The organism is Acinetobacter sp. F-1 (assembly GCF_022869025.1).
Taxonomy (GTDB): domain Bacteria; phylum Pseudomonadota; class Gammaproteobacteria; order Pseudomonadales; family Moraxellaceae; genus Acinetobacter; species Acinetobacter pseudolwoffii.
Genome location: NZ_JAJKFX010000011.1, coordinates 11,979 through 32,098, shown reverse-complemented (window position 1 = coordinate 32,098; position 20,120 = coordinate 11,979). Strand labels below are relative to the sequence as shown.

21 protein-coding genes are annotated in these 20,120 nt (G+C 42.7%); 13 read left to right on the top strand and 8 right to left on the bottom strand.

Going from position 1 to position 20,120, the window contains the following annotated elements:
* The first annotated feature begins 48 nt into the window (after positions 1-48).
* From ilvA to LOZ91_RS10895, 3 genes are all read left to right on the top strand, one after another.
* Complete coding sequence (gene ilvA / locus LOZ91_RS10905; protein ID WP_005171103.1) at positions 49-1,587, top strand: threonine ammonia-lyase, biosynthetic; 1,539 nt, start codon at positions 49-51, stop codon at positions 1,585-1,587.
* Between the two features lie 162 nt (positions 1,588-1,749).
* Complete coding sequence (locus LOZ91_RS10900) at positions 1,750-2,406, top strand: TrkA family potassium uptake protein (RefSeq protein WP_244783192.1); 657 nt, start codon at positions 1,750-1,752, stop codon at positions 2,404-2,406.
* Complete coding sequence (locus LOZ91_RS10895) at positions 2,403-3,743, top strand: TrkH family potassium uptake protein (RefSeq protein WP_180085323.1); 1,341 nt, start codon at positions 2,403-2,405, stop codon at positions 3,741-3,743. The genes LOZ91_RS10900 and LOZ91_RS10895 overlap by 4 nt, the downstream gene beginning before the upstream one ends.
* Before the next feature lie 72 nt (positions 3,744-3,815).
* On the opposite strand, the gene LOZ91_RS10890 is transcribed toward LOZ91_RS10895, so the two are convergent.
* The 3 genes from LOZ91_RS10890 to LOZ91_RS10880 form a co-directional block, all read right to left on the bottom strand.
* Positions 3,816-4,955, bottom strand: a complete 1,140-nt coding sequence (locus LOZ91_RS10890) for a phospholipase A (RefSeq protein ID WP_244783191.1) — start codon at positions 4,953-4,955, stop codon at positions 3,816-3,818.
* Positions 4,956-4,976: 21 nt separating this feature from the next.
* Complete coding sequence (locus tag LOZ91_RS10885; protein WP_244783190.1) at positions 4,977-7,916, bottom strand: insulinase family protein; 2,940 nt, start codon at positions 7,914-7,916, stop codon at positions 4,977-4,979.
* Between the two features lie 165 nt (positions 7,917-8,081).
* Positions 8,082-8,534 carry a GNAT family N-acetyltransferase gene (locus LOZ91_RS10880; protein ID WP_005096782.1) on the bottom strand — a complete coding sequence of 151 codons (453 nt, stop codon included), beginning with the start codon at positions 8,532-8,534 and terminating at the stop codon, positions 8,082-8,084.
* 277 nt (positions 8,535-8,811) lie between these two features.
* Between LOZ91_RS10880 and LOZ91_RS10875 the strand changes: the two genes are divergently transcribed.
* Genes LOZ91_RS10875 through LOZ91_RS10865 form a run of 3 tightly spaced genes read left to right on the top strand, consistent with a single transcriptional unit; the run spans position 8,812 to position 10,774 of the window.
* Positions 8,812-9,816, top strand: coding sequence for an adenosine kinase (locus LOZ91_RS10875; protein WP_074382835.1), 1,005 nt, complete (start codon positions 8,812-8,814; stop codon positions 9,814-9,816).
* A gap of 14 nt (positions 9,817-9,830) precedes the next feature.
* Positions 9,831-10,139 carry a Rieske (2Fe-2S) protein gene (locus LOZ91_RS10870; protein ID WP_171063348.1) on the top strand — a complete coding sequence of 103 codons (309 nt, stop codon included), beginning with the start codon at positions 9,831-9,833 and terminating at the stop codon, positions 10,137-10,139.
* Positions 10,140-10,159: 20 nt separating this feature from the next.
* Complete coding sequence (locus LOZ91_RS10865) at positions 10,160-10,774, top strand: OB-fold-containig protein (protein ID WP_179999938.1); 615 nt, start codon at positions 10,160-10,162, stop codon at positions 10,772-10,774.
* Positions 10,775-10,838: 64 nt separating this feature from the next.
* Here the strand turns inward: LOZ91_RS10865 and LOZ91_RS10860 are convergent, their stop codons facing one another.
* Positions 10,839-11,519: a YidB family protein gene (locus LOZ91_RS10860; RefSeq protein ID WP_180085318.1), complete on the bottom strand. Its 681-nt coding sequence runs from the start codon at positions 11,517-11,519 to the stop codon at positions 10,839-10,841.
* A gap of 98 nt (positions 11,520-11,617) precedes the next feature.
* Positions 11,618-12,088 carry a DUF6231 family protein gene (locus LOZ91_RS10855; RefSeq protein ID WP_074382836.1) on the bottom strand — a complete coding sequence of 157 codons (471 nt, stop codon included), beginning with the start codon at positions 12,086-12,088 and terminating at the stop codon, positions 11,618-11,620.
* Between the two features lie 34 nt (positions 12,089-12,122).
* Here LOZ91_RS10855 and LOZ91_RS10850 point away from each other — a divergent pair, with 34 nt between their 5' ends.
* Entirely contained in the window at positions 12,123-12,992 is an 870-nt protein-coding gene (locus LOZ91_RS10850) for a DUF2797 domain-containing protein (protein WP_180000903.1), read from the top strand.
* Between the two features lie 63 nt (positions 12,993-13,055).
* Here the strand turns inward: LOZ91_RS10850 and LOZ91_RS10845 are convergent, their stop codons facing one another.
* From LOZ91_RS10845 to LOZ91_RS10835, 3 genes are all read right to left on the bottom strand, one after another.
* Positions 13,056-14,921 (bottom strand): SurA N-terminal domain-containing protein, encoded by a 1,866-nt coding sequence (locus LOZ91_RS10845; protein WP_244783189.1) that lies wholly within the window; start codon positions 14,919-14,921, stop codon positions 13,056-13,058.
* A gap of 130 nt (positions 14,922-15,051) precedes the next feature.
* Positions 15,052-15,324 (bottom strand): HU family DNA-binding protein, encoded by a 273-nt coding sequence (locus LOZ91_RS10840; protein WP_004786051.1) that lies wholly within the window; start codon positions 15,322-15,324, stop codon positions 15,052-15,054.
* 157 nt (positions 15,325-15,481) lie between these two features.
* A complete protein-coding gene (locus LOZ91_RS10835; RefSeq protein ID WP_005096772.1) occupies positions 15,482-15,961 on the bottom strand; it encodes a phasin family protein in 480 nt (159 codons plus the stop codon).
* 203 nt (positions 15,962-16,164) lie between these two features.
* Between LOZ91_RS10835 and LOZ91_RS10830 the strand changes: the two genes are divergently transcribed.
* The 6 genes from LOZ91_RS10830 to hscB all read left to right on the top strand — a co-directional run bounded on the left by LOZ91_RS10830 (position 16,165) and on the right by hscB (position 20,088).
* The gene (locus LOZ91_RS10830) at positions 16,165-16,815 is read left to right on the top strand and encodes a hypothetical protein (RefSeq protein ID WP_005171121.1); all 651 of its coding nucleotides are present in this window, start codon (positions 16,165-16,167) and stop codon (positions 16,813-16,815) included.
* Positions 16,816-16,927: 112 nt separating this feature from the next.
* A complete protein-coding gene (locus tag LOZ91_RS10825) occupies positions 16,928-17,401 on the top strand; it encodes an Rrf2 family transcriptional regulator (RefSeq protein ID WP_005096769.1) in 474 nt (157 codons plus the stop codon).
* 1 nt (position 17,402) lies between these two features.
* Complete coding sequence (locus LOZ91_RS10820; RefSeq protein ID WP_244783188.1) at positions 17,403-18,620, top strand: IscS subfamily cysteine desulfurase; 1,218 nt, start codon at positions 17,403-17,405, stop codon at positions 18,618-18,620.
* Positions 18,621-18,727: 107 nt separating this feature from the next.
* The gene (gene iscU, locus LOZ91_RS10815) at positions 18,728-19,114 is read left to right on the top strand and encodes a Fe-S cluster assembly scaffold IscU (RefSeq protein ID WP_005096767.1); all 387 of its coding nucleotides are present in this window, start codon (positions 18,728-18,730) and stop codon (positions 19,112-19,114) included.
* 34 nt (positions 19,115-19,148) lie between these two features.
* Positions 19,149-19,469 carry an iron-sulfur cluster assembly protein IscA gene (gene iscA, locus LOZ91_RS10810; RefSeq protein WP_005096766.1) on the top strand — a complete coding sequence of 107 codons (321 nt, stop codon included), beginning with the start codon at positions 19,149-19,151 and terminating at the stop codon, positions 19,467-19,469.
* A gap of 103 nt (positions 19,470-19,572) precedes the next feature.
* Positions 19,573-20,088, top strand: a complete 516-nt coding sequence (hscB, locus tag LOZ91_RS10805) for a Fe-S protein assembly co-chaperone HscB (RefSeq protein ID WP_100328683.1) — start codon at positions 19,573-19,575, stop codon at positions 20,086-20,088.
* Positions 20,089-20,120 lie beyond the last annotated feature (32 nt).

The window sequence follows — 20,120 nt, the reverse complement described above, 5'->3', positions numbered from 1 at the left end:
GTTTGTTACAATAAGCGCCTATTTTAAACTGTTAGATGGAAAATTAACATGCTGTCTCGTTTGGTTCGACAAATATTACAAGCAACGGTCTACGATGTTGCAATCGAAACTCCACTCGAAGCAGCACCACGAATTAGCGAACGACTCAATAATAACATCCGCTTTAAACGTGAAGATTTACAACCGGTTTTTTCATTCAAATTACGTGGTGCTTATAACCGCATTAGTCAATTGCCGAAATCTCAACTGGAACGTGGTGTCATCACAGCTTCAGCAGGCAACCATGCGCAAGGCGTGGCATTATCGGGTAAAAAATTGGGTATTCGCGCCATTATCGTAATGCCAAAAACAACACCAGATATTAAAGTCCAAGCGGTAAAACGCCTTGGGGGTGAAGTTGTTTTACATGGTGACTCATTCGACGTTGCCAACAAATATGCAATTCAACGTGCTCAAGAAGATGGCATGACTTTTATTCCGCCTTATGATGATGAGCTGGTGATGGCGGGTCAAGGTACCATTGCCAATGAAATTCTGCGTCAATGGCGTGATGTCGATTATGTATTTGTAGCGGTAGGTGGCGGTGGCCTGATCGCAGGTGTGGCAGCCTACCTGGGTGATGTTGCCCCGCATGTCAAAGTCATTCCGGTGGAATATGACGAATCTGCATGCTTAAAAGCAGCTTTAGAGGCCAATGAACGTGTCATTTTACCTTCTGTGGGTTTATTCGCTGACGGTACAGCCGTCGCACAAATTGGTGAAAAACCATTTGAAGTGATTCGCCTGCAAAAGTCAGATAATTCTGGCCCGATCGTAGAACCACATGTGGTACTGGTCAATACTGACGAAATTTGTGCAGCCATTAAAGATACTTATGACGAATGCCGCAGCATTGTCGAACCCTCAGGTGCTATGGCATTGGCCGGCATTAAAAAATATGTCGAAGAACATAAAATCGAAGGTAAAAATATGGTGTCGATTGTGTGCGGCGCCAACATGAATTTCGACCGTTTGCGTTATATCGCCGAACGTACCGAACTCGGTGAACGTAAAGAAGCGATTTTTGCCGTGACGATTCCAGAACAGAAAGGTTCATTCCTCAACTTCTGTCGCGCTTTGCAAGGTCGCAATATTACCGAATTTAATTACCGTGCCAGTGATGTCTCTGCTGCTCAAGTATTTGTTGGGATCAGCTTAAAAAATGGTGAAAAAGAACGTCAGGAAATTTATGAAACGCTAAAATTCCAGTATGACGTCGATGACCTGTCTGATGATGAAGTGGCAAAACTGCATATTCGTTACCTGATTGGTGGTCATGCCGATATTGAAAATGAACGCCTGTTCCGGGTGGAATTTCCAGAACGTCCTGGTGCTTTATTAATGTTCCTGGAACGTCTTGGCCCAACACATAACATTACCCTGTTCCATTACCGTAACCACGGCGCTGCGGAAGGGCGTGTTCTGGTGGGTCTGGAGGCGACCGATGCGCAGCAGAATCCGGATGGCTTGATTGAAACCCTTGAAACCATTACCTATCCATATCAGGAAATTACCAATAATCTGGGCTATCAGCGCTTCCTGAAGTAATTGTTAAAATATAGACCGCCTTTCGAGGCGGTTTTTTATGTGCAACTCAAAATCATGATCATACTATTTATCTCGGCATAGCTTGCTGAATAGCAGCGCAATTTTTACGAAATTCTCTTACACTAAAATTGAGATGTAATAAAAATAGTTAGGACAATATTCATGGCATTATTTGCAGTGATTGGGCTGGGTAGTTTTGGTGCGACTGTGGCCACGCAACTGATCAGTCTGAATCATGAAGTGATCGGAATCGATCTGAATAAAAAATATGTAGAAAATATTTCTGATCAACTGACCCATGCTGTAATTGCCGATGCAACCGATGAGCATGTGCTGGATGAACTGAATGTGCAGCGTTGTGATGCCGTAGTCGTGGCGATCGGAGAAGATATTGAAGCCAGTATTCTGTGTGTATTGCACCTGAAAAATATGGGTGTCAAGAAAATATGGGCGAAAGCGAAATCAAAATCCCATCACATGATTCTGACCCATCTCAATGTCGAGAAAATCATTCATCCTGAAGAAGATATGGGCGTGCGTGTGGCTCAGTCTTTAAGCTACCCGATGGTCAGTCGTTATATGGCACTGGAAGATGATCATTATATTGTCAAAATTGAGATTCATGCCGATCATCATGCTACGCCGCTCAACCAACTGATGAAGCACGCCCCTGAAATCACCACCTTATTACATAAGCGCGGATCAGTGGTGCAATACCAGGTCGCATCCGACCTGATTCTGCAGGAAGGCGATATTCTTGTGGTTGAAGGATTACTGGAGCCTTTACGCCATCTCGCCAGATATTTTAAAGCGCTATGAGAAGTTCTGACTTAAAGCAACATAGAACCATTAATCTCAGCCCTCCAAGCTTACTGGCTTTAGGATTTCTCGGATTAATCCTGATCGGTTCACTGCTACTGATGTTACCTATTGCCCATCAGGGTGATATCAGCTGGTTGCAAGCCATTTTCACGGCTACTTCTGCGGTGACCATTACCGGACTGTCCGTAGTGAATGTCGGTGAAGCCTATACGGTATTTGGCCAGGTTGTCATTATGTTTCTGCTGCAATGCGGTGGATTGGGTTTTATGACCTTTGCCATTCTGGCAGTGATGAGTCTGGCACCCAAGATGGGACTCAAACAGCAAGTCATGGCACAGGAATCGATTGGCCAGACCAGCCTGAAAAAAGTCAGTTTTACCATTAAAGCGGTATTTTTATATTCCCTGTTTTTTGAAGCTATCGGTACGCTGATTCTGACCTTGTCTTGGCTCAGGGAATATCCGTTCAGTGAAGCACTCTTTTATGCTGCCTTTTATAGTGTTTCAGCGTTCAATAATGGTGGATTTTCGCTTTTCCCAAATAGCTTGATGAGCTTTTCAGGGCAGTATCTGATCACCTTTACCATTAGTATGCTGTATATCATTGGTGGTATCGGTTTTCTGGTGCTGATGGATGTCAAGCAACATAGACGCTGGCGCAAGTTAAGTACCAATAGCAAGCTCATTCTTTCGACGATTCTGGGGCTCAATCTGAGTGCGTTTATTGTACTATGGCTACTCGAAGCCTCTAATCCGCAAACTCTGGGCCTGATGAGTCTAGGCGATCAAGCCGTGAATGCCTGGTTCCATGCCACTGTTCCCCGCTCTTCAGGCTTTAATAGCTTACCGATGGAGCAAATGAGTGATGCATCGACCCTCGTCACCATGTTTCTGATGTTTATTGGCGGCGGCTCCTTAAGTACGGCGGGCGGAATTAAAGTCGGCACGTTTATTATTGTATTAATTAGCGTAATCAGTTTTTTAAGACGTGAAGATGAAATCCGTCTGTTTAATCATTCTATTCCCGAAAAAACCACATTTAAGGCACTGGCCGTGGTCTGTATTACAGCTGCCTTAATTGTGATGGGCTTTATGAGTTTATTAATTCTGGAACCTGAACATGACTTTCTCGATCTGTTGTTTGAAGCCGTGTCAGCAGCCTGCACGGTCGGCTTGACCCGAGGAATAACCGAAGAACTGCAACCTGCCAGTTTGATTATTTTGATGCTGTTAATGTTTGCAGGACGTTTAGGGCCACTGACTTTAGCTTATTTCATTGCTACCCCGAAAAAGAGCCGAATCAAACATCCGCCTTCAGAAATCCAGATTGGTTAAACCACCCAATAAAAAAACCATGCTACAGCATGGTTTTTTTATATTAATTCTAAAATGATGAAGCCTGGAAACTTAGAACCAGTTCATTAAGGAAACACCCAAGCCCACATAAGTGGCACGATGGTTATAATCAATCAGACTTTCGCCATAGCCATCAAAAAGCTGGAATTGACCACGTAAACGGCCACTGATCGGGAATGACCAGTCAAACTGGATTGCACCACGATTGTCATCACCGCCTTTTAAGGTATGACGCAGCATCAAGGAAAAATCATGCTCGTTATGACGATAAAAAGCCGTCATGTCGCCGCGTCCAATATAGTTCTTGATCTCGGGATTGTTATCGTCGTCACGATTCTCTTCAAAGCGATACCAAGGGCGAACCATCAGGGCAAAATTGTCTTTTTCAAAGCCCAGATTCAGCATGACGCGGTTCCAGCTACGCGACAACGGGTCAGAACGGCCATTGGACTGATGATTAATGGTTAGTCCCAACATACGCCAGTTAAGACCAAAAAGGTCATAATTGGTACGCAAAACAAAACTTGCTTCGGGTTCATAATTGGTTTCACGAAACGGACGTGACTCTTCCGAGTTATAGACCTGCCAACGTGAAGACTGAGTATAACCGAGCCAGAGATCCCCATTATTCCCCAGAATATTTTCAACCGCCTTGGTCTTTAAAGACAGTTGAAACTTAGCTTCAGTTGAGGTGAGATTCTGTTTCTCTGTCTCTATATTGTTGGGATTTTCACTCTCGGGTAATTCATTTTTCTTTGAAGTCCAAAAACCGGGCATCAGATAAATTGGCTGATAAGAACGGATGTTCCAGGTACCCAGTTTACTTTCCGGAGACAATTCCCAGCGACTATCCAGCAAAGACAGATTTGGTGTCAGCTTTGATCCTTCAGAAGCATAAATATTGGAAACGGTTTGTCCAATCTTGGCTTTTAAATTATCAGGTTCAGGCGCAATTTCTGCTGCACGACGTTCAGAAACGATCACCGGCTTATCGGTAATCGCTATTTTGAACAAGCTATCATAACAGGCCAAACGTTCTGCACTGATTTCCAGTGCTGCACAGGCTTCAGCCGTTGCCGGCATGGGACTATTCACCACTATTTTTTCTTCCGCATTCACTTGCGTCCCAACTGTACAGCCCAGCACAACGCTCAGCTGCAGAGTTGAGCGCCTAAACGAATTAAGCGCCATCCCTTATCCTCATTTTTTTATTTATAGAACTTGTTGAATTACAAAACCAAGCTGCTCCAGCGTTTCACGTTTTGCCACTGGCGCCACGACTGCCTTAGTAGCCTGCTGCTCAAGCAGATAAGTTTGTGCAACACGCTTTAAATCATCCAGTGTGACATTTAACAGACGTTCACGTAATTTCTTACGGAATACTGGTGTACGCTGATGCAGATAGGCATAACATGCAGTGATTGCCTCGCCCGCTGGTGAACCCGGTTTATCCATACTGGCAATCAGACCCAGAATCGCTTCTTCCAGTTGATGCGGCTGTTGCGGCGCATTGAGTAACCACTGAATACTGGCATCAAAGTCCTGAAAGGTTTCTGCCAGACGCGGGTCACGGTAGCTGTAGAAACGGAATGAACAGGCATTGCCGTCATAGCTGGCACCACCGCCATAAGCACCACCTTTTTCACGGATTGCACTGTGCAGGAAGCCATTACGTAAATAACCCGCCAGCACCATCAAGGCAGCAGCATCAGGATGCGCCACTTCGACCGCCGGATAAGCAGCCGCGCAGAACTGGACATTGGCCTGAATTAACCAGGCTTCATGCTGATCATGCGTCACTTTTTCGATTTGAGTCAGTGCAACCGGTGCAGGATCAACCGCCAGTTTGTCCCAGACATTCTGGATTTCTTCAATCAAGCTATCAGATTGCGGCTCTTCACACACCAGCAGGAACTGCTTCGGGGCTTGCAACAAGACACGATGAATTCGTTTTAACTCGTCAATCAGCAGATCATATTCAGCCGGATCTTTTTCAATTTTAGAGACCAGCTCGATCAGCCAGTTTAATGCACCCAAACCAGTATTGTGATAATCACGCAATGCCAAGGCACTGTGCTGACGAGATGCAGATTGCATCGCATAGCTATGCCCCGAACCGGAAACACGTGACTGCCAACGTGTTTTACGCTGTTGTAACAGTTCAATAATACGGTCTTTTTCATCAAAACGCAGCTGTTCAAAACCGATCTTTAACAGACGAATGGCATCTAAATGATTCACCAGCGATTTGGTGGTCAGTGTCAGCCAAGCCGTGATCTTGTTTTTGTCATCGACTTTAGAGCGCAACGATGCGCCCATACCCAGACCGCCACTTACCGCAGTTTGCAGTTGCTGGAATTCCAGATAATCATATTCACCCGCACCGACTTCGCCCATCAGGATCGAAAGCAGGTTGAAGTATGGCGACTGCACCACTTCATCTGGAATATTCACTAAAACCTGTTGATAATAAATACCATTGGTACCGGCATGATACAGATTCAACGGCGTATCGACCTGATTACAGATAATCTCGCGTAACTGGCCCTGAACAATCTGTAATTCCGCAGGTACATCTTCCAGACCGACTTTTGGCAATAAGTTCAAGTCATCCGGTGTATCCTGACGCACATTCAATGCTTCAGTCTGGGCAATAATGTCTGCTTTCTGCTCTTCGGTCAGATTCTTGCCAATTTCAGCCAGACGGGCTTTTTCATCGGCCGCTTCTTTGGCAGATTTGGTCGCATCCGGAACCAGCGTCAGTTGTACACGATGCGGATTATCCAGCAGATGCTCTTGAATCAGGTTGGATAACCACATTGGATCTTGCAGTTCTTCTTTCACCGCAGCAATCGCGGAATCCACATCCCAGACTTCCACCGGATCACGGTGATGAATCGCACTGCCCAAACCGCTCAGAATCAGGCTCAGACCATAAGGCGTGCCATCGCCATTGATTTCACGCTGATGCAATTCAATCTGATGCAGGATTGCATCGACCATGTTCTGATCGACCGGTTTCGAGGCAACATCTTCCAGCACCTTGAACACACCATTTTTAAATTCTTCTGCATGCTCAGGATTTGAACCCTGCACCGCACAGTAGAAAGTCATCTCGAAATTAGAGTCATCCACGCCCATAAATGGACCGGTCGACTGGGCATAACCACAGGTTTCCAGATAATGACGCAATGGTGATGCAGAATCTTCAAGCAGAATCCCTTCGACTAAACGCATACCCAAACGCAGTTTAATATCACTGGCTTCAGGCAATAACCATGACAACACATGATAGGTCTTGTCCTGAAGATCTTCAGCATCGACTGCATAGCTGTCTGTAACGGTCAATGGTGCAGTCAAACGGGTTTCAGGCGTTGGATATAAAGTCTGACCTTTTTCAAATTTGGACAATGCCAGATTTTCAAACTGCTCTTGTAATTCAAAAGCGGTTTTATTGCCAAAGGTCATGAACACTGCATTACTTGGATGGTAATGTGACTTATAGAAATCAACTAACTCTTGGTAAGTCAGGTCAGGAATGTCTTTAGGATCACCACCAGAATTATAATGATACGTGGTATGCGGATATAAATGATGCGCCAGCGTATGATACAGCTGGTCTGAAGGCGAACTCATCGCCCCTTTCATTTCATTAAAGACCACGCCTTTATAGACTGGCTCGCCATTTTCCAGTTCAATGCGAATGCCTTCCTGAGCAAAATCCAGTGGATTCAGGTTCGCAGCAAATGCCGCGTCCATATACACTTCAAGCAGGTTTTGAAAATCTTTGCTGTTTTGCGTTGCAAATGGATAAGCCGTCCAGTCTGCCGCAGTAAAGGCATTCATAAAGGTGTTCAATGAACGGCGGATCATCAGGAAGAATGGATCACGCACCGGGAACTTTTCTGAACCGCATAATGCAGTATGTTCCAAAATATGTGCTTCGCCTTTAGAATCCATCGGCTGGGTACGAAACGCCACCAGAAAGACATTTTCATCGTGATTGGTCGCCAGATGATAATGTGTGGCACCAGTCACTTTATGTTTATATTCAGACACAAAAATGTCTAAAGCTTCAACATGTTGTTGACGTAACAACTGAAACGCAGGATGTACAGTTTGAGAAATGGTTTCAGTGACATCTACAGTCATGCGATCTCCTAATGCTTTAATTAAAATAACTAAGGACATTATAGCTTTAGTTATCTGAATTATTCACGTTGAAAACCGAGGATTTTGATCGAATTAAGTAAACTTGATCATTTGAAAATTAAATCATCAAATTTACTGGCTAAGTCTGGCTCAACAGCCGCAAGATCACGAAATCAAATATTTGAAGTAGTTATAACTTGGATTATTTTCCACAAATACATAATTCTGTTTTTGATAGAAGCTGGCAGCCAGTCGGGTATCTGTTTGCAGACATAAGGCCGAATAATGCGGAGCTGCCAACTGTTCCAGATAAGCCAGAAGCTGTTTACCGACCCCATGCAGCCGATATTTTGGATGGACATAAAAACGGCGCACACGACCAATCCGCTCTTCAATGCCATTATCGCCCCATTGCTGGTTTAGGCCACCACAGGCAATCAGTTTTTTGCCATCATGCGCGACCAGTAAATGTTCATTGGCTTGAGCAAAGCAGTTTTTACCGGTGCGATATTCTTCAATTAACTTATCCAACACATCTAAGCCTTCTTTACGCGCAAGGGTCGCTAGCGTTTCGACTTGGTCAGGAAGTTGTTCAACTTTTACAATTTTAATATCCATATACGCACACTATTTGAAATGATTGTGAAGAATGATCTTCGCAGAACGACTTTAAAGCATCATGTCGAACGCGATATATCCTTATAAATAAAATTTGATGCTTAAATCAATGCTACAGCAACGTAGTGCATAAAAATAAGTCAAATCTTAGACCAAAGATAGTCACTGAATAAAATACAGCATTTTTGGAAAATATTTGAAAATGATTCAGCAAACTACAGCAATCCCAAGCAATCGTGTAAACTTGGCACTTTCATTTTTAATGTGATATTTGAACATGGCAAATGTTGATCTTTTTGCAATTGGTAATGCGCTGATTGACCAAGAATTTAAAGTGTCTGACGACTTTTTAACTGCACATCACTTGCAAAAAGGCACCATGCAGCTGACAGATGGTGATACTCAGGCCAGACTTTATCAAAATCTTCAAGCGACTCAAGTTTATAAGGGTCAGGCTTCAGGCGGTTCAGCAGCCAACACTACCGTGGCATTTTCTGCACTTGGCGGTTCTGCATTTTATGGTTGCCGTGTTGGTAATGATGAACTGGGGCAAATCTATCTGAAAGGTTTAAATGATGCAGGCATTCAGACCACAATCCAGTCGATCAGCGAAGGTGTAACGGGAACTTGTATGGTTCTGGTGAGTCCTGATTCTGAACGTACCATGCATACTTATCTAGGTATTACTGCTGAACTCACGGATCAACAAATTGATTTTAGTGCGCTAAATACTGCGAAATGGCTATATATCGAAGGTTATTTATCGACTTCTGAAACAGCACGCCATGCCGTCAAACAGGCACGTGCAATTGCCCACGCTAACGGAGTTAAAATTGCTTTAACTTTATCGGATCCTGCCATGGTGCAATATGCGCGTGCCGGTCTGGATGAAATGATTGCAGAAGGTGTCGACCTGTTGCTGTGTAACCAGCAAGAAGCCCTGATGTATACAGAGACCGATAATATTGACGCGGCTCTAGTTAAATTAAAAACACTCAGTCAACACGTTGTCATTACATTGTCAGCCGAGGGTGCACTTATTTCGGATCACGACAATACATTTAAAGTGCCTGGCCGCAAAGTTACTGCAGTAGATGCGAATGGTGCCGGTGATGCATTTGCCGGGGCTTTCCTGTATGCCTTGAATGCCAACCTAGGTCTTAAAACTGCGGCTGAACTGGCGATTTTAATTTCCAGTCAGGTGGTTTCGCAATTTGGCCCACGTTTAGCGATTGAAGACTATGCGGCATTATTACAAGACTTTCAGAAGGAATGTGCTTAATGTTTAAAATTTGTATGACCGAAGATGTTCCAGAGCGTGAAGCACGCTCTTTTGAACTGGACAATGGGGATATTATTTTTATTACCCAGCGCGATGGAGCTTTTTATGCCTATCAAAACCTGTGTCCGCATTTGCAAGTCGAGCTGGAATTTCTGGAAAACCAGTTTTTGGATCGTGATCAGGAATTTATTGAATGTTCAACGCATGGTGCACTATTTTTGGTAGAAAGCGGTGAATGTATTTCCGGGCCTTGCCAAGGTCAGTCACTTGAAAAAGTAGAAATTACCGTGCATTCTGATGGTGGAATTTACCTCACAGAATAAGATCTAAAACGGACTTCACCATGCCTGCATTTTTTCTAGACTATAATCTGATGCCTTTTCATCTCAGTTTATTGGCGATTATTTTATTCGGCGTGGTGAAAACCATTGGTTTCTATTTTGGACTCAGATCCAGCAAATTTTTGCAAAAAATTTCACCTTATAATTTTCAACAATTAGACCTGTTGAATGTCAAATTCTCCAAAACCCTAATTGTATTTTTCTTTCTGATGAATTTCAGCTTTGCTGGCTATGTTTTACAATTCCTGATCTATTCTCAGGAGTTTGAGTTTCTGCCCGCTTATTATCTGATTATTCCAGCTTTAATTATTGCCACTTTTTTTACGATTTTCATGATTCATTGCCTGGATCAGGTCATTCCACCCAAATATAAAAAGAATAATGTCAATTTGCTCGGCCGTCTGGCAACGATTTCAAGTGGCAATGCCCGCCCTGGATTTTCTGCTCAAGCGCGGGTTCGAGATGAATATGGGCAACTGCATTATGTACAGGTAGAACCGGAATTTGGTGAACTGGGTTTTCAATCGCAAATTATTTTAATTCGTACCCGAAAATCTCATTATATTGCCAAAAAAATCTGTGAGTCTAACCAGCTGTTTAGCCTGAACCTAGATTAGCGATTTTAAAGTCTGCATAGCATTAAAAATCCCGACTCAAATCGGGATTTTTACATGATGGAATTTATTTTTTAAGAAGCCCTGAGACCATATTCAAGACATTTTGAATATCATTATTGGCTTCCTGCTTACTGGTCTGTTCACCCTGTGGCGTAAGTGAGTCAATAATCTGCGGCAAAACTTGTGAAATTGCACTATACACATCCTGTTTAGGCGCATGAGTTTGCTGTGCAACTTCTTCAATTTCCTGATCATCAAACAGATTTTGTACCTGCTGCGGATCAACATTGGCATTTTCACCCGGGCCAGTCGACACCCAGTCATCAACCTGACTATTCAACCCCTGTCCTTTAAGCTTATCCAATGCACCCTGTAAACCACCCTGTTTTTGAATCCAGGTCAGTACCAGAGGTAGCACCGCAATCAATAAGGTTTTGCCAGTCGAACCTCCTCCCAATCCTGAACGGGATTGAGCAGTACTTTGACGATTTGCCCCACCTAACTGACTGAGAACTGAACCTAAAATTGCACCTAAACCATTTTGTCGGGTCTGCTGGCCGGCTTGATTCTGCTGATTCTGACTGTGTTGACTCTGATCTTGTTGAGTCTGAGATTTATTCAAATGACCCAATACCGATCCCAGGATATCTGCCAGACCACCCTGCTGTGAAGATCGCTTTTGAGACTGCCCGCCACCCAATGCCTGCTTGGCCAATATTTCCACGATATTACTCAGATTCGTCATGCTCTATATCCTGTATGCATCATAGTTACAGAATACGGTCTGTCCTCATATTGTCTAGGCAGGATTGTGTTAATATTTGCAATTAAGCAGGCATAGGCTTACCAGCGAAATTTATCCCAGTTTTCCGGATTGGCCCAGAACTTGGAATTAAACCAGTCGGGCACATGCTTATAGGTTAAAATATTAAACTGCCACAGCGCAAAATCCGCCCCGTGCGTGGTCTTGTCAATCAGCTGGGTAAATCCCAAAGCTCTCAATAGTTTTTCATCTTGCAGCCGACTGATCACCACCAGACGTTTAGCAAATAAATCACGCAATTTCACCAAGATTTGACTCATGATCTGTTCAGACAAGTTTTCGGTTTCTATCGTATCCAGCATTACCACAGCCAGGTCATAACGCTGCTGAAAAGGCAGATTTAAAAAGCCAGATACGCTAAAATAGTGCCATTGAATAGATGGCTGAAACTGGACTTGCCTTAAGTCCTGCCCAATACAAATAGCAGTATGAATTGGCTGTTCCTGTGCGAAATCGTCTAGCATTGAAGTAATGACATTCTGCTCAGCCATAACTGCATCCTTATGATTTAAGTGAGTAATCTTTATGGAACTTCAGGGCATTTGCCATAAAATGCATGTCGGCCTCAAAGACCTTAGTGTAACTGATCAACAGATACAGCGGGCAAATGTTGAGTATAAATTAATTCTGGATCGTGCAGAAATCGATCTTCCATTTAATTTGGGCCAAGACATCGAGATTGAATGGACAGGGAAAATTTATTGCGTATCTTGTGGCAATAAAACCTCAAAATCTTTCTCGCAAGGTCACTGTTTTAAATGTTTTAAGACCAATGCTTCATGTGATATGTGCATCATGAAGCCAGAAACCTGTCATTATCATTTAGGCACTTGCCGCGAAGATGAATTTGCCCAGAATGTCTGCTTTCAACCGCATATTGTCTATCTAGCCAATTCCAGTGCATTAAAGGTCGGGATTACCCGTACCAGCCAAATGCCGACCCGCTGGCTGGATCAGGGCGCAACCCAAGCCCTGCCGATTATGAAAGTTGGCTCACGTCGCCTCTCTGGCAAATTGGAAGTCATGTTTGGTACGCAGGTCGCAGACAAAACAGACTGGCGCAAGCTGCTCAAAGGTGAAGCAGAACCACTGAATCTGATTGAAATCCGTGAACAGCTGTTAGAAGAATTTGCACCTAAAATTCAAAGCATTCGTGAAGAATTTAATCAGAATCTTGAGTTTAATGAAAATATTGAAGTGCTTGAGCAGGAATTGGCACGCGAGTTTATTTATCCGGTCGAGCAATATCCAGAAAAGATTAAATCACATAATCTGGATAAAACTCCGGTGATTCGTGGCAAATTACAGGGTATTAAAGGTCAGTATTTAATTCTGGATACCGGTGTAATCAATATGCGTAAATATACCGGTTATGAACTGATTATTCGTGCTTAAACCCTCATTTGGCTAGAGCATAAAAAACCAGCCCGCAGGCTGGTTTTTTTATTTAAGAGCGTCTTATTTGATTTTTGCCTGAGATTTCAGGTAGCGCGTATAGTCATCAAATTCTTGCTGACCACGAAGTTGCTGATACAACTTCACCAACTCACTACGTTGCTCTGCACTCAATACATCCACCGGGTTTTTCTTTACTTCTGATACCGCAACCACGACCAGCTCATTTGGCATTTTCGCTGTGGTCACTGACCAATGGCCTGCTTTTGGTGTCGGAAGACTAAAAGCGGCACGTTGTACATCACGTTTTAGCAAACCTTCAGCACGGGTATACACGCCAGCATCTTCAAAAATCAAAGCACCTTTGGCGACTGATGCAGCAGGTTTGGTTTTGAACTCATCCAGAGCTTTCTGAATTTTTGCTTTTGCCAAAGCAGCGGCTTTGTCTTCAATCAATTGAGCCTGAACACGCTGTTTCGCTTCTGCCAGTGTTTGTTCACCAGCTGCATGATAGTCACGCACCTTGATCCAGGCCACATCACCATTGGCCAACTGAATGCTTGATGAAGCATTACGATCACCATTTTTGACATCATCATTAAACAGTTTGACTTTAAGGTTGGCATCGCTCAACACTGGGTCACGGGTTGAAAGTTTTACTCCTTGGGCTTTCTGAACCTGCACGCCTTTCACTTCTTGTGTAACAACCTCCAGAGAATCACTTCCCACCACCATATCATTCAAGCTATTCACCGTATCGGAGAATGCATTGGATTTTTTAGCAGCCAAAACCTCTTCAGATAAACGTGCTTTTTGTGACTCAAAAGATGGCACAGCCACATCAGGTGATTGCACAGAAATAATATGATAGCCATAATCTGTTTTCACAGGAGCAGAGACCTGACCTGATTTTAAAGAGCTAACAGTCTGGTCAAATGTGCTACCAAATACGCCAGTTTCATAGACTGCAATTGCTCCGCCTTTAGACTTGGATTCAGGATCTTCAGAATATTGTGCTGCAGCCTGTGCAAAAGTGTTACCGGCTTTAATTTTCGCTGCCACTTCTGCAGCCAGTTTTTGTGCTTCAGCATCACTACGACTGTCCGCCGTAATCAAAATATGCTTCACCTCTGGTTTAACTGCCTGTTTTTGTGTCGCAACAAAGGCTGTATACGCTTCCTGAAGTTCAGCATCTGTCACTGCCAAACCCTGTGCTTGAATATCACTTGGCTTCAACACCACATAGTCTACATCGACACTGGTCGGCTGTGTAAACGATGCCTTGTGCTGTTCATAATAGGCAGCGACTTCAGCATCGCTGACTTTGACATCTTGTTTATAACTATCCAGATTAATACTGGAAATATGAATATGACGTTGTTCAGTCTGTAAATCGGCAATTTGCTGCATTTCGACCGGACTCACCAGTGGATAGTCCAGGAATGTCGAAGACAGCATTTTCAGCGCATGATCTTTACGCAAACTTTCGACTAAAGCACGATTGGTCATGCCAATTGATTTAAGATAGTTCTCATATAAAGCATCAGAGAACTTACCATCTTGCTGGAAAGTCGGCTGCTGGGCAATCATCTGTACAATTTGCTGGTCACTCAGGCTGATGCCTAATTCTTCTGCCTGTTGTAGCAATAAGGTACGTGAAACCAAAGTATCCATGGCTTTCTGGTCAATGAAGCTTTGATTCAGCAAGGTTTCATCGCCATTGGCATAACTGAGATATTGTTCTTTAAATGATTTCGTCAGTGACTCTAATTCTTTTTGAGATATTTCAGTTCCGTTCACGGATTTTGCCGCATCAGAGCTCCCGCCGCTAAAATATCCTTCAATACCTACAAGCGCTAACGGGGTCAAAAACAGAACGAGTAAAACTTTACCCAACCAACCCTTAATAACTTTACGAAAAGCTTCCATAAGTATTCCAATATTTTATTTGCAAAGGATTTTAACCGAAAATACCCATTGAATGAATGTGTTAATCATCACAATTTATTTTATCAATAAAAAACGCGCCAAAGAAGGCGCGTTTCATCGCTGGGTAAGCTTAAGCTACAGCGTCTTTTAAGCCTTTACCCGCTTTGAAGCTAGGCACTTTGCTTGCTTTGATCTCAAGAGTAGCGCCAGTCTGTGGGTTACGGCCAGTACGTGCAGCACGTTCTTTTACACCGAAAGTACCAAAACCGACCAAAGTAACTGTATCACCCGCTTTTAAAGCTTCAGTAACAGAAGCAATTGTAGCATCTAAAGCTTTACCTGCGTCAGCCTTAGATAATCCCCCTTTCTCTGCAATTGCATCAATTAATTCTGATTTATTCATGAAGATTACGTCCTCTTAATATCGTTTATTTAAGGTTCAAGAATTTGTTTAACATGCCATAACGCCTTTATAGCAATGCTTTAGGTATAAACGCAATACTTAAGAACCTCTTTTTTTTCAAAAAATATGCGAAAAAAACATTGAATAATAAATAAAGTCATTTTATTTGTGTTTTTTTCGACAATTCTTCCTGCATTTTTTCTTGTTCCGCAGTCAACTGATCAACTTTGGCATGTAACTGAAGGATTAAACGTTCCAAATGTTGTACATCCTTGAGTGTGACTAATCCTATACGATTCAATGAGTGATGAACAGAGTTGTCGATCAGCTTTTCTACTTTATCTTTGGTCTCTGTGACCGACTCTTTGGCCTTTTCTGAGACCTTTTCTACAGTTTGATCTGCAATATCTGCAGTTTTAGACTCCAGTTCTTCTCCAACCTTGACCAGTGAGTCAAACAGTTTATTGCCTTCTTCTTCGGCACGTGAAAATGCTCCCAGTCCAGCCAGCCAGATCTGTTTGGTATATTTACGAAAATCAAGAGCCGATTTGCGCTCCGAGGCAGATTTGGACTTGGCTTTCATTGTTTTCTGGTTTAAAGCTTCAGCTGAGTCTTGTGCTGTTTTTGACTTGTCCATGTGCACGGCTCCTGTTTGTTTTCTGCTCAATTATTATAAATTATTCTACAAAATCACTGCATAATAGCAAATTTAGTACTTGATAGATTTGCTAAACTGTTCTACAAAGCAATTTATTTCAAGTCTAATTTGATTTAACCCTGAAATCTCTTCACAGGCAGGAAGCTTTTTCACTTTATATTTCAGGTAAGGATTGGTTGTATATGAGCGAATCGCAACAAAGTCAAAATCAACCGCATTTGTTGCTTACGATGACGTTAATTGTTTTAGAAACAATATTTACCTTCATTCTCAAGCATGATCGTGTCGTTGCATTACAAGCCAAAAAGTTTGTAGATGAAAATATCTCGATTAAAATCAATAGCTATATTCCATATTTCGACTTTTATGTGCAATTCACCACAAATGGTCTTTTATTTGACCATAAAGCACCGGGTCGCATTGTAGATCTGGATGTGCGTACCACACTTCCCGATCTGATCAAAATTTTTATTTTTGGCAATCGTCGTAGCATTCGTAGTATGCGCATTGATGGTCATCAGGTTTTGAAAGACGAATTTCGTGATTTATTAACCGTATTCAGCTTACCAAAAGTATTAGCCGACTGGAAACACTGGCTGTCTGAAACACCTACTGATGAAACGGAAATTATTGCGTCCAAAAAGCGTATAGCACCACTCTTAAAGAAAATTGAAGAGCAGCGTTCCAAGATCAATACCTTGCAAGTAGAAGTCAAACAGTATAAAAACCGCCTGAAACGGATCGAACGCCGTCAAAAGCGCATTAATATTGTTTTTGGCCTGAGTAGCATACTTTTGATTACGTTATTAGTGTATAATTGGCTCAGTATCTAAATCTTTCATTATGAAAAAATTAAATCCCACTAAGGTCTACTAAAAATAACTTGACTAATTTAGTCGGGATTCTTAAAATCGACACATCTAGTCTAACCATGTGTATCGAATCATGCGCCTAACCACTCGCGGTCGCTACGCTGTGACTGCTCTACTTGATCTAGCTTTGCAGCCTTCTGAAAAAACGATTACGCTCGCCGAAATTGCGGCACGTCAAACTATTTCTGTTGCGTATCTTGAGCAGTTATTTGCGAAACTCAAGCGCCATGGCTTAGTTTCAAGTGTTCGTGGAGCAAATGGTGGATACCATTTAGCACGTAATGCAGATGAAATTACTGTGTTAGCAATTATCGAAGCTGTAAACGAAACAGTTGATGCGACTCGCTGTGACCATAAAGGCAACTGCCAGAATGGTGCGATGTGCTTGACTCATGATTTATGGCAGGAACTCTCCCACCACATTGCCGATTATTTAGCAAAAATCTCGCTTGCTGATCTGGTTGCACGTGACAATGTACAAACAGTGTCATTACGCCAAAATTCAGCACCCTTTGATTCAGCCCTTTTATCGGTTACAGGTATTTGACATGAAACGTCCGATTTATCTTGATTATGCAGCTACGACTCCGGTAGATCCTCAGGTTGCTGAACGTATGATGGAATGTTTAACATTCGAAGGTACCTTCGGTAATGCTGCATCTCGTTCACATGCTTATGGCTGGCAAGCAGAAGAAAAAGTTGAATATGCACGTGAACAGGTCGCTAATTTAATTAAAGCTGATCCACGTGAAATCGTATGGACTTCAGGTGCAACCGAATCAGACAACCTTGCGCTTAAAGGTGTGGCTCATTTCTATGCATCGAAAGGTAAACATATCATTACCTCTAAAATCGAACACAAGGCAATTTTAGATACGTGCCGTGAGTTAGAGTCTGAAGGTTTTGAGATTACCTATATTGAACCACAGCCGCAAACCGGTTTAATTACTCCGGAAATGGTTCAAGCAGAAATTCGTCCAGATACGATTCTGGTTTCACTGATGATGGTGAACAACGAAATCGGTACGGTTACTGATGTTGCAGCGATTGGTGAAATCACTCGTGCCAACAAAATTTTCTTCCATGTCGATGCAGCACAAGCGGCAGGTAAAGTTGAAATTGATCTTTCAACTTTAAAAGTAGACCTGATGAGCTTCTCTGCGCACAAGATCTACGGCCCTAAAGGTATTGGTGCCCTGTTTGTACGTCGTAGCCCACGTGTACGCCTAAAAGCTGAAATGCATGGTGGCGGTCATGAACGTGGTATGCGTTCAGGTACGCTGGCAACGCATCAAATCGTGGGGATGGGTGAAGCATTCGAACTTGCAGGCAAGAATCTGGAAGCTGAACAAACCCGCTTACGTGTACTTCGCGACAAGCTTTGGAATGGCGTACAAGACCTTGAACAGGTGTTCTTGAATGGTCATCCTACACAAAACGTAGCAAACTACTTGAATGTCAGCTTCAACTTTGTTGAAGGTGAATCACTGATGATGGCCTTGAAAGATGCTGCGGTATCTTCAGGTTCAGCATGTACCTCTGCAACACTTGAACCCTCTTATGTACTTCGTGCATTGGGTCTTTCAGACGAGCTTGCACACAGTTCGATCCGCTTCAGCTTTGGTAAATACACCACTGAAGAAGATATCGATCATGTATTGAGTATCACTAAAGCTGCTGTTGAGAAGTTACGTGAACTTTCTCCGCTTTGGGATATGTTTAAAGAAGGTATCGACCTTTCTAAAGTTGAATGGGCTGAGCACTAATCTTCATTCTGAGATAGTGACCAATCGGTTACTATCTCATTGAGAAAAGTTTTTTAACCCCCATATTTAATAATACTAAGGCTGACCCCGAGGTTTGGAGAAGCAACATGGCTTATAGCGAAAAAGTAATTGATCATTACGAAAACCCTCGTAATGTTGGCGTTTTAGATAAAAATGCTGAAAACGTTGGTACCGGTATGGTTGGTGCACCCGCATGTGGTGACGTGATGCGTTTACAGATTCAAGTCAACGATGCAGGCGTGATTGAAGAAGCACGTTTTAAAACTTATGGTTGTGGTTCAGCAATCGCATCAAGTTCTTTGGTGACTGAATGGCTCAAAGGTAAAACTTTGGATCAAGCTCAAGCAATCAAGAATATCGATATTGCAACTGAACTGGCACTTCCACCAGTAAAAGTACACTGCTCTGTTCTTGCAGAAGATGCAATCAAAGCAGCTGTAGAAGACTACCGTAGCAAGAAAGTTAAAGCTTAATTGTTCCACGTTTTGAAATTTTAACGGAGTTTTCATGATCCATTTAACTGAAAATGCTGCAACTCATATCAGCAATTATTTAAAAAATCGCGGTAAGGGTGAAGGCATTCGCGTTGGTGTGAAAACTTCAGGCTGTTCTGGTCTGGCTTATGTACTCGAGTTTGTTGATGAAGTCGATACACATGACCAAGCATTTGAGCAGTTTGGGGTTAAAGTATTCATTGATCCGAAAAGTCTGGTTTATCTTGAAGGTATGGAGATGGACTATGTTAAAAACGGCTTGAACGAAGGCTTTGAATTTAACAACCCCAACAAAAAAGGCGAATGCGGTTGTGGTGAATCCTTCACTGTATAAACCCGGCAGTTATTCTCTTTTGACATTAAAACAGTGTGTTTCACACTGTTTTAATTGCATTTATACAGTTATTTTTGCACATTAATCGCGGACCCCATCTCCCATGAATCATTTTGAGCTGTTCAATCTTCCAGTAGCACTCGATATTGATTTGACAACTTTAAAAACTGAATTTTTAAAGTTACAGCAACAATATCATCCCGATAAAGCTGAAGACAAAGATCAGGCCTTGATTAAATCAAGTGATATCAATCAGGCTTTTAAAGTTTTGTCAGCGGTCGATAGCCGTGCAGCGTATTTATTGTCCCTCAAGAAACAGGATTATCACTTAGATCAATCGATCAGTGATTTTGAATTCTTGCAGGACGCTCTGGAAATTCGTGAACAACTCGACGATGCCACCTCTGCTGAAGATTTAACTTCACTGAAAGTTGAAGTACAGCAATGGATTGACGGGCTGGTTCGTGAGTTTAAAATTGACTATACCGATGAAGACTGGGCTGAAGCACGCGATACAGTGCGTAAACTACGCTTCTTTGTTAAAGTCATGGCAGATATCGACAAGGCGGAAGACCGCTTCCTGGACGATGACAGCTTTGACCTTGATGATGATTTCTAATTTTTAATATTTAACGTGCAAAGGATGTAACA

Excerpts from the sequence above, each read along its gene's own strand:
- ilvA (WP_005171103.1), top strand. The coding sequence starts at position 49 with ATGCTGTCTCGTTTGGTTCGACAAATATTACAAGCAACGGTCTACGAT.
- LOZ91_RS10900 (WP_244783192.1), top strand. The coding sequence starts at position 1,750 with ATGGCATTATTTGCAGTGATTGGGCTGGGTAGTTTTGGTGCGACTGTG.
- LOZ91_RS10895 (WP_180085323.1), top strand. The coding sequence starts at position 2,403 with ATGAGAAGTTCTGACTTAAAGCAACATAGAACCATTAATCTCAGCCCT.
- LOZ91_RS10890 (WP_244783191.1), bottom strand. The coding sequence starts at position 4,955 with ATGGCGCTTAATTCGTTTAGGCGCTCAACTCTGCAGCTGAGCGTTGTG.
- LOZ91_RS10885 (WP_244783190.1), bottom strand. The coding sequence starts at position 7,916 with ATGACTGTAGATGTCACTGAAACCATTTCTCAAACTGTACATCCTGCG.
- LOZ91_RS10880 (WP_005096782.1), bottom strand. The coding sequence starts at position 8,534 with ATGGATATTAAAATTGTAAAAGTTGAACAACTTCCTGACCAAGTCGAA.
- LOZ91_RS10875 (WP_074382835.1), top strand. The coding sequence starts at position 8,812 with ATGGCAAATGTTGATCTTTTTGCAATTGGTAATGCGCTGATTGACCAA.
- LOZ91_RS10870 (WP_171063348.1), top strand. The coding sequence starts at position 9,831 with ATGACCGAAGATGTTCCAGAGCGTGAAGCACGCTCTTTTGAACTGGAC.
- LOZ91_RS10865 (WP_179999938.1), top strand. The coding sequence starts at position 10,160 with ATGCCTGCATTTTTTCTAGACTATAATCTGATGCCTTTTCATCTCAGT.
- LOZ91_RS10860 (WP_180085318.1), bottom strand. The coding sequence starts at position 11,519 with ATGACGAATCTGAGTAATATCGTGGAAATATTGGCCAAGCAGGCATTG.
- LOZ91_RS10855 (WP_074382836.1), bottom strand. The coding sequence starts at position 12,088 with ATGGCTGAGCAGAATGTCATTACTTCAATGCTAGACGATTTCGCACAG.
- LOZ91_RS10850 (WP_180000903.1), top strand. The coding sequence starts at position 12,123 with ATGGAACTTCAGGGCATTTGCCATAAAATGCATGTCGGCCTCAAAGAC.
- LOZ91_RS10845 (WP_244783189.1), bottom strand. The coding sequence starts at position 14,921 with ATGGAAGCTTTTCGTAAAGTTATTAAGGGTTGGTTGGGTAAAGTTTTA.
- LOZ91_RS10840 (WP_004786051.1), bottom strand. The coding sequence starts at position 15,324 with ATGAATAAATCAGAATTAATTGATGCAATTGCAGAGAAAGGGGGATTA.
- LOZ91_RS10835 (WP_005096772.1), bottom strand. The coding sequence starts at position 15,961 with ATGGACAAGTCAAAAACAGCACAAGACTCAGCTGAAGCTTTAAACCAG.
- LOZ91_RS10830 (WP_005171121.1), top strand. The coding sequence starts at position 16,165 with ATGAGCGAATCGCAACAAAGTCAAAATCAACCGCATTTGTTGCTTACG.
- LOZ91_RS10825 (WP_005096769.1), top strand. The coding sequence starts at position 16,928 with ATGCGCCTAACCACTCGCGGTCGCTACGCTGTGACTGCTCTACTTGAT.
- LOZ91_RS10820 (WP_244783188.1), top strand. The coding sequence starts at position 17,403 with ATGAAACGTCCGATTTATCTTGATTATGCAGCTACGACTCCGGTAGAT.
- iscU (WP_005096767.1), top strand. The coding sequence starts at position 18,728 with ATGGCTTATAGCGAAAAAGTAATTGATCATTACGAAAACCCTCGTAAT.
- iscA (WP_005096766.1), top strand. The coding sequence starts at position 19,149 with ATGATCCATTTAACTGAAAATGCTGCAACTCATATCAGCAATTATTTA.
- hscB (WP_100328683.1), top strand. The coding sequence starts at position 19,573 with ATGAATCATTTTGAGCTGTTCAATCTTCCAGTAGCACTCGATATTGAT.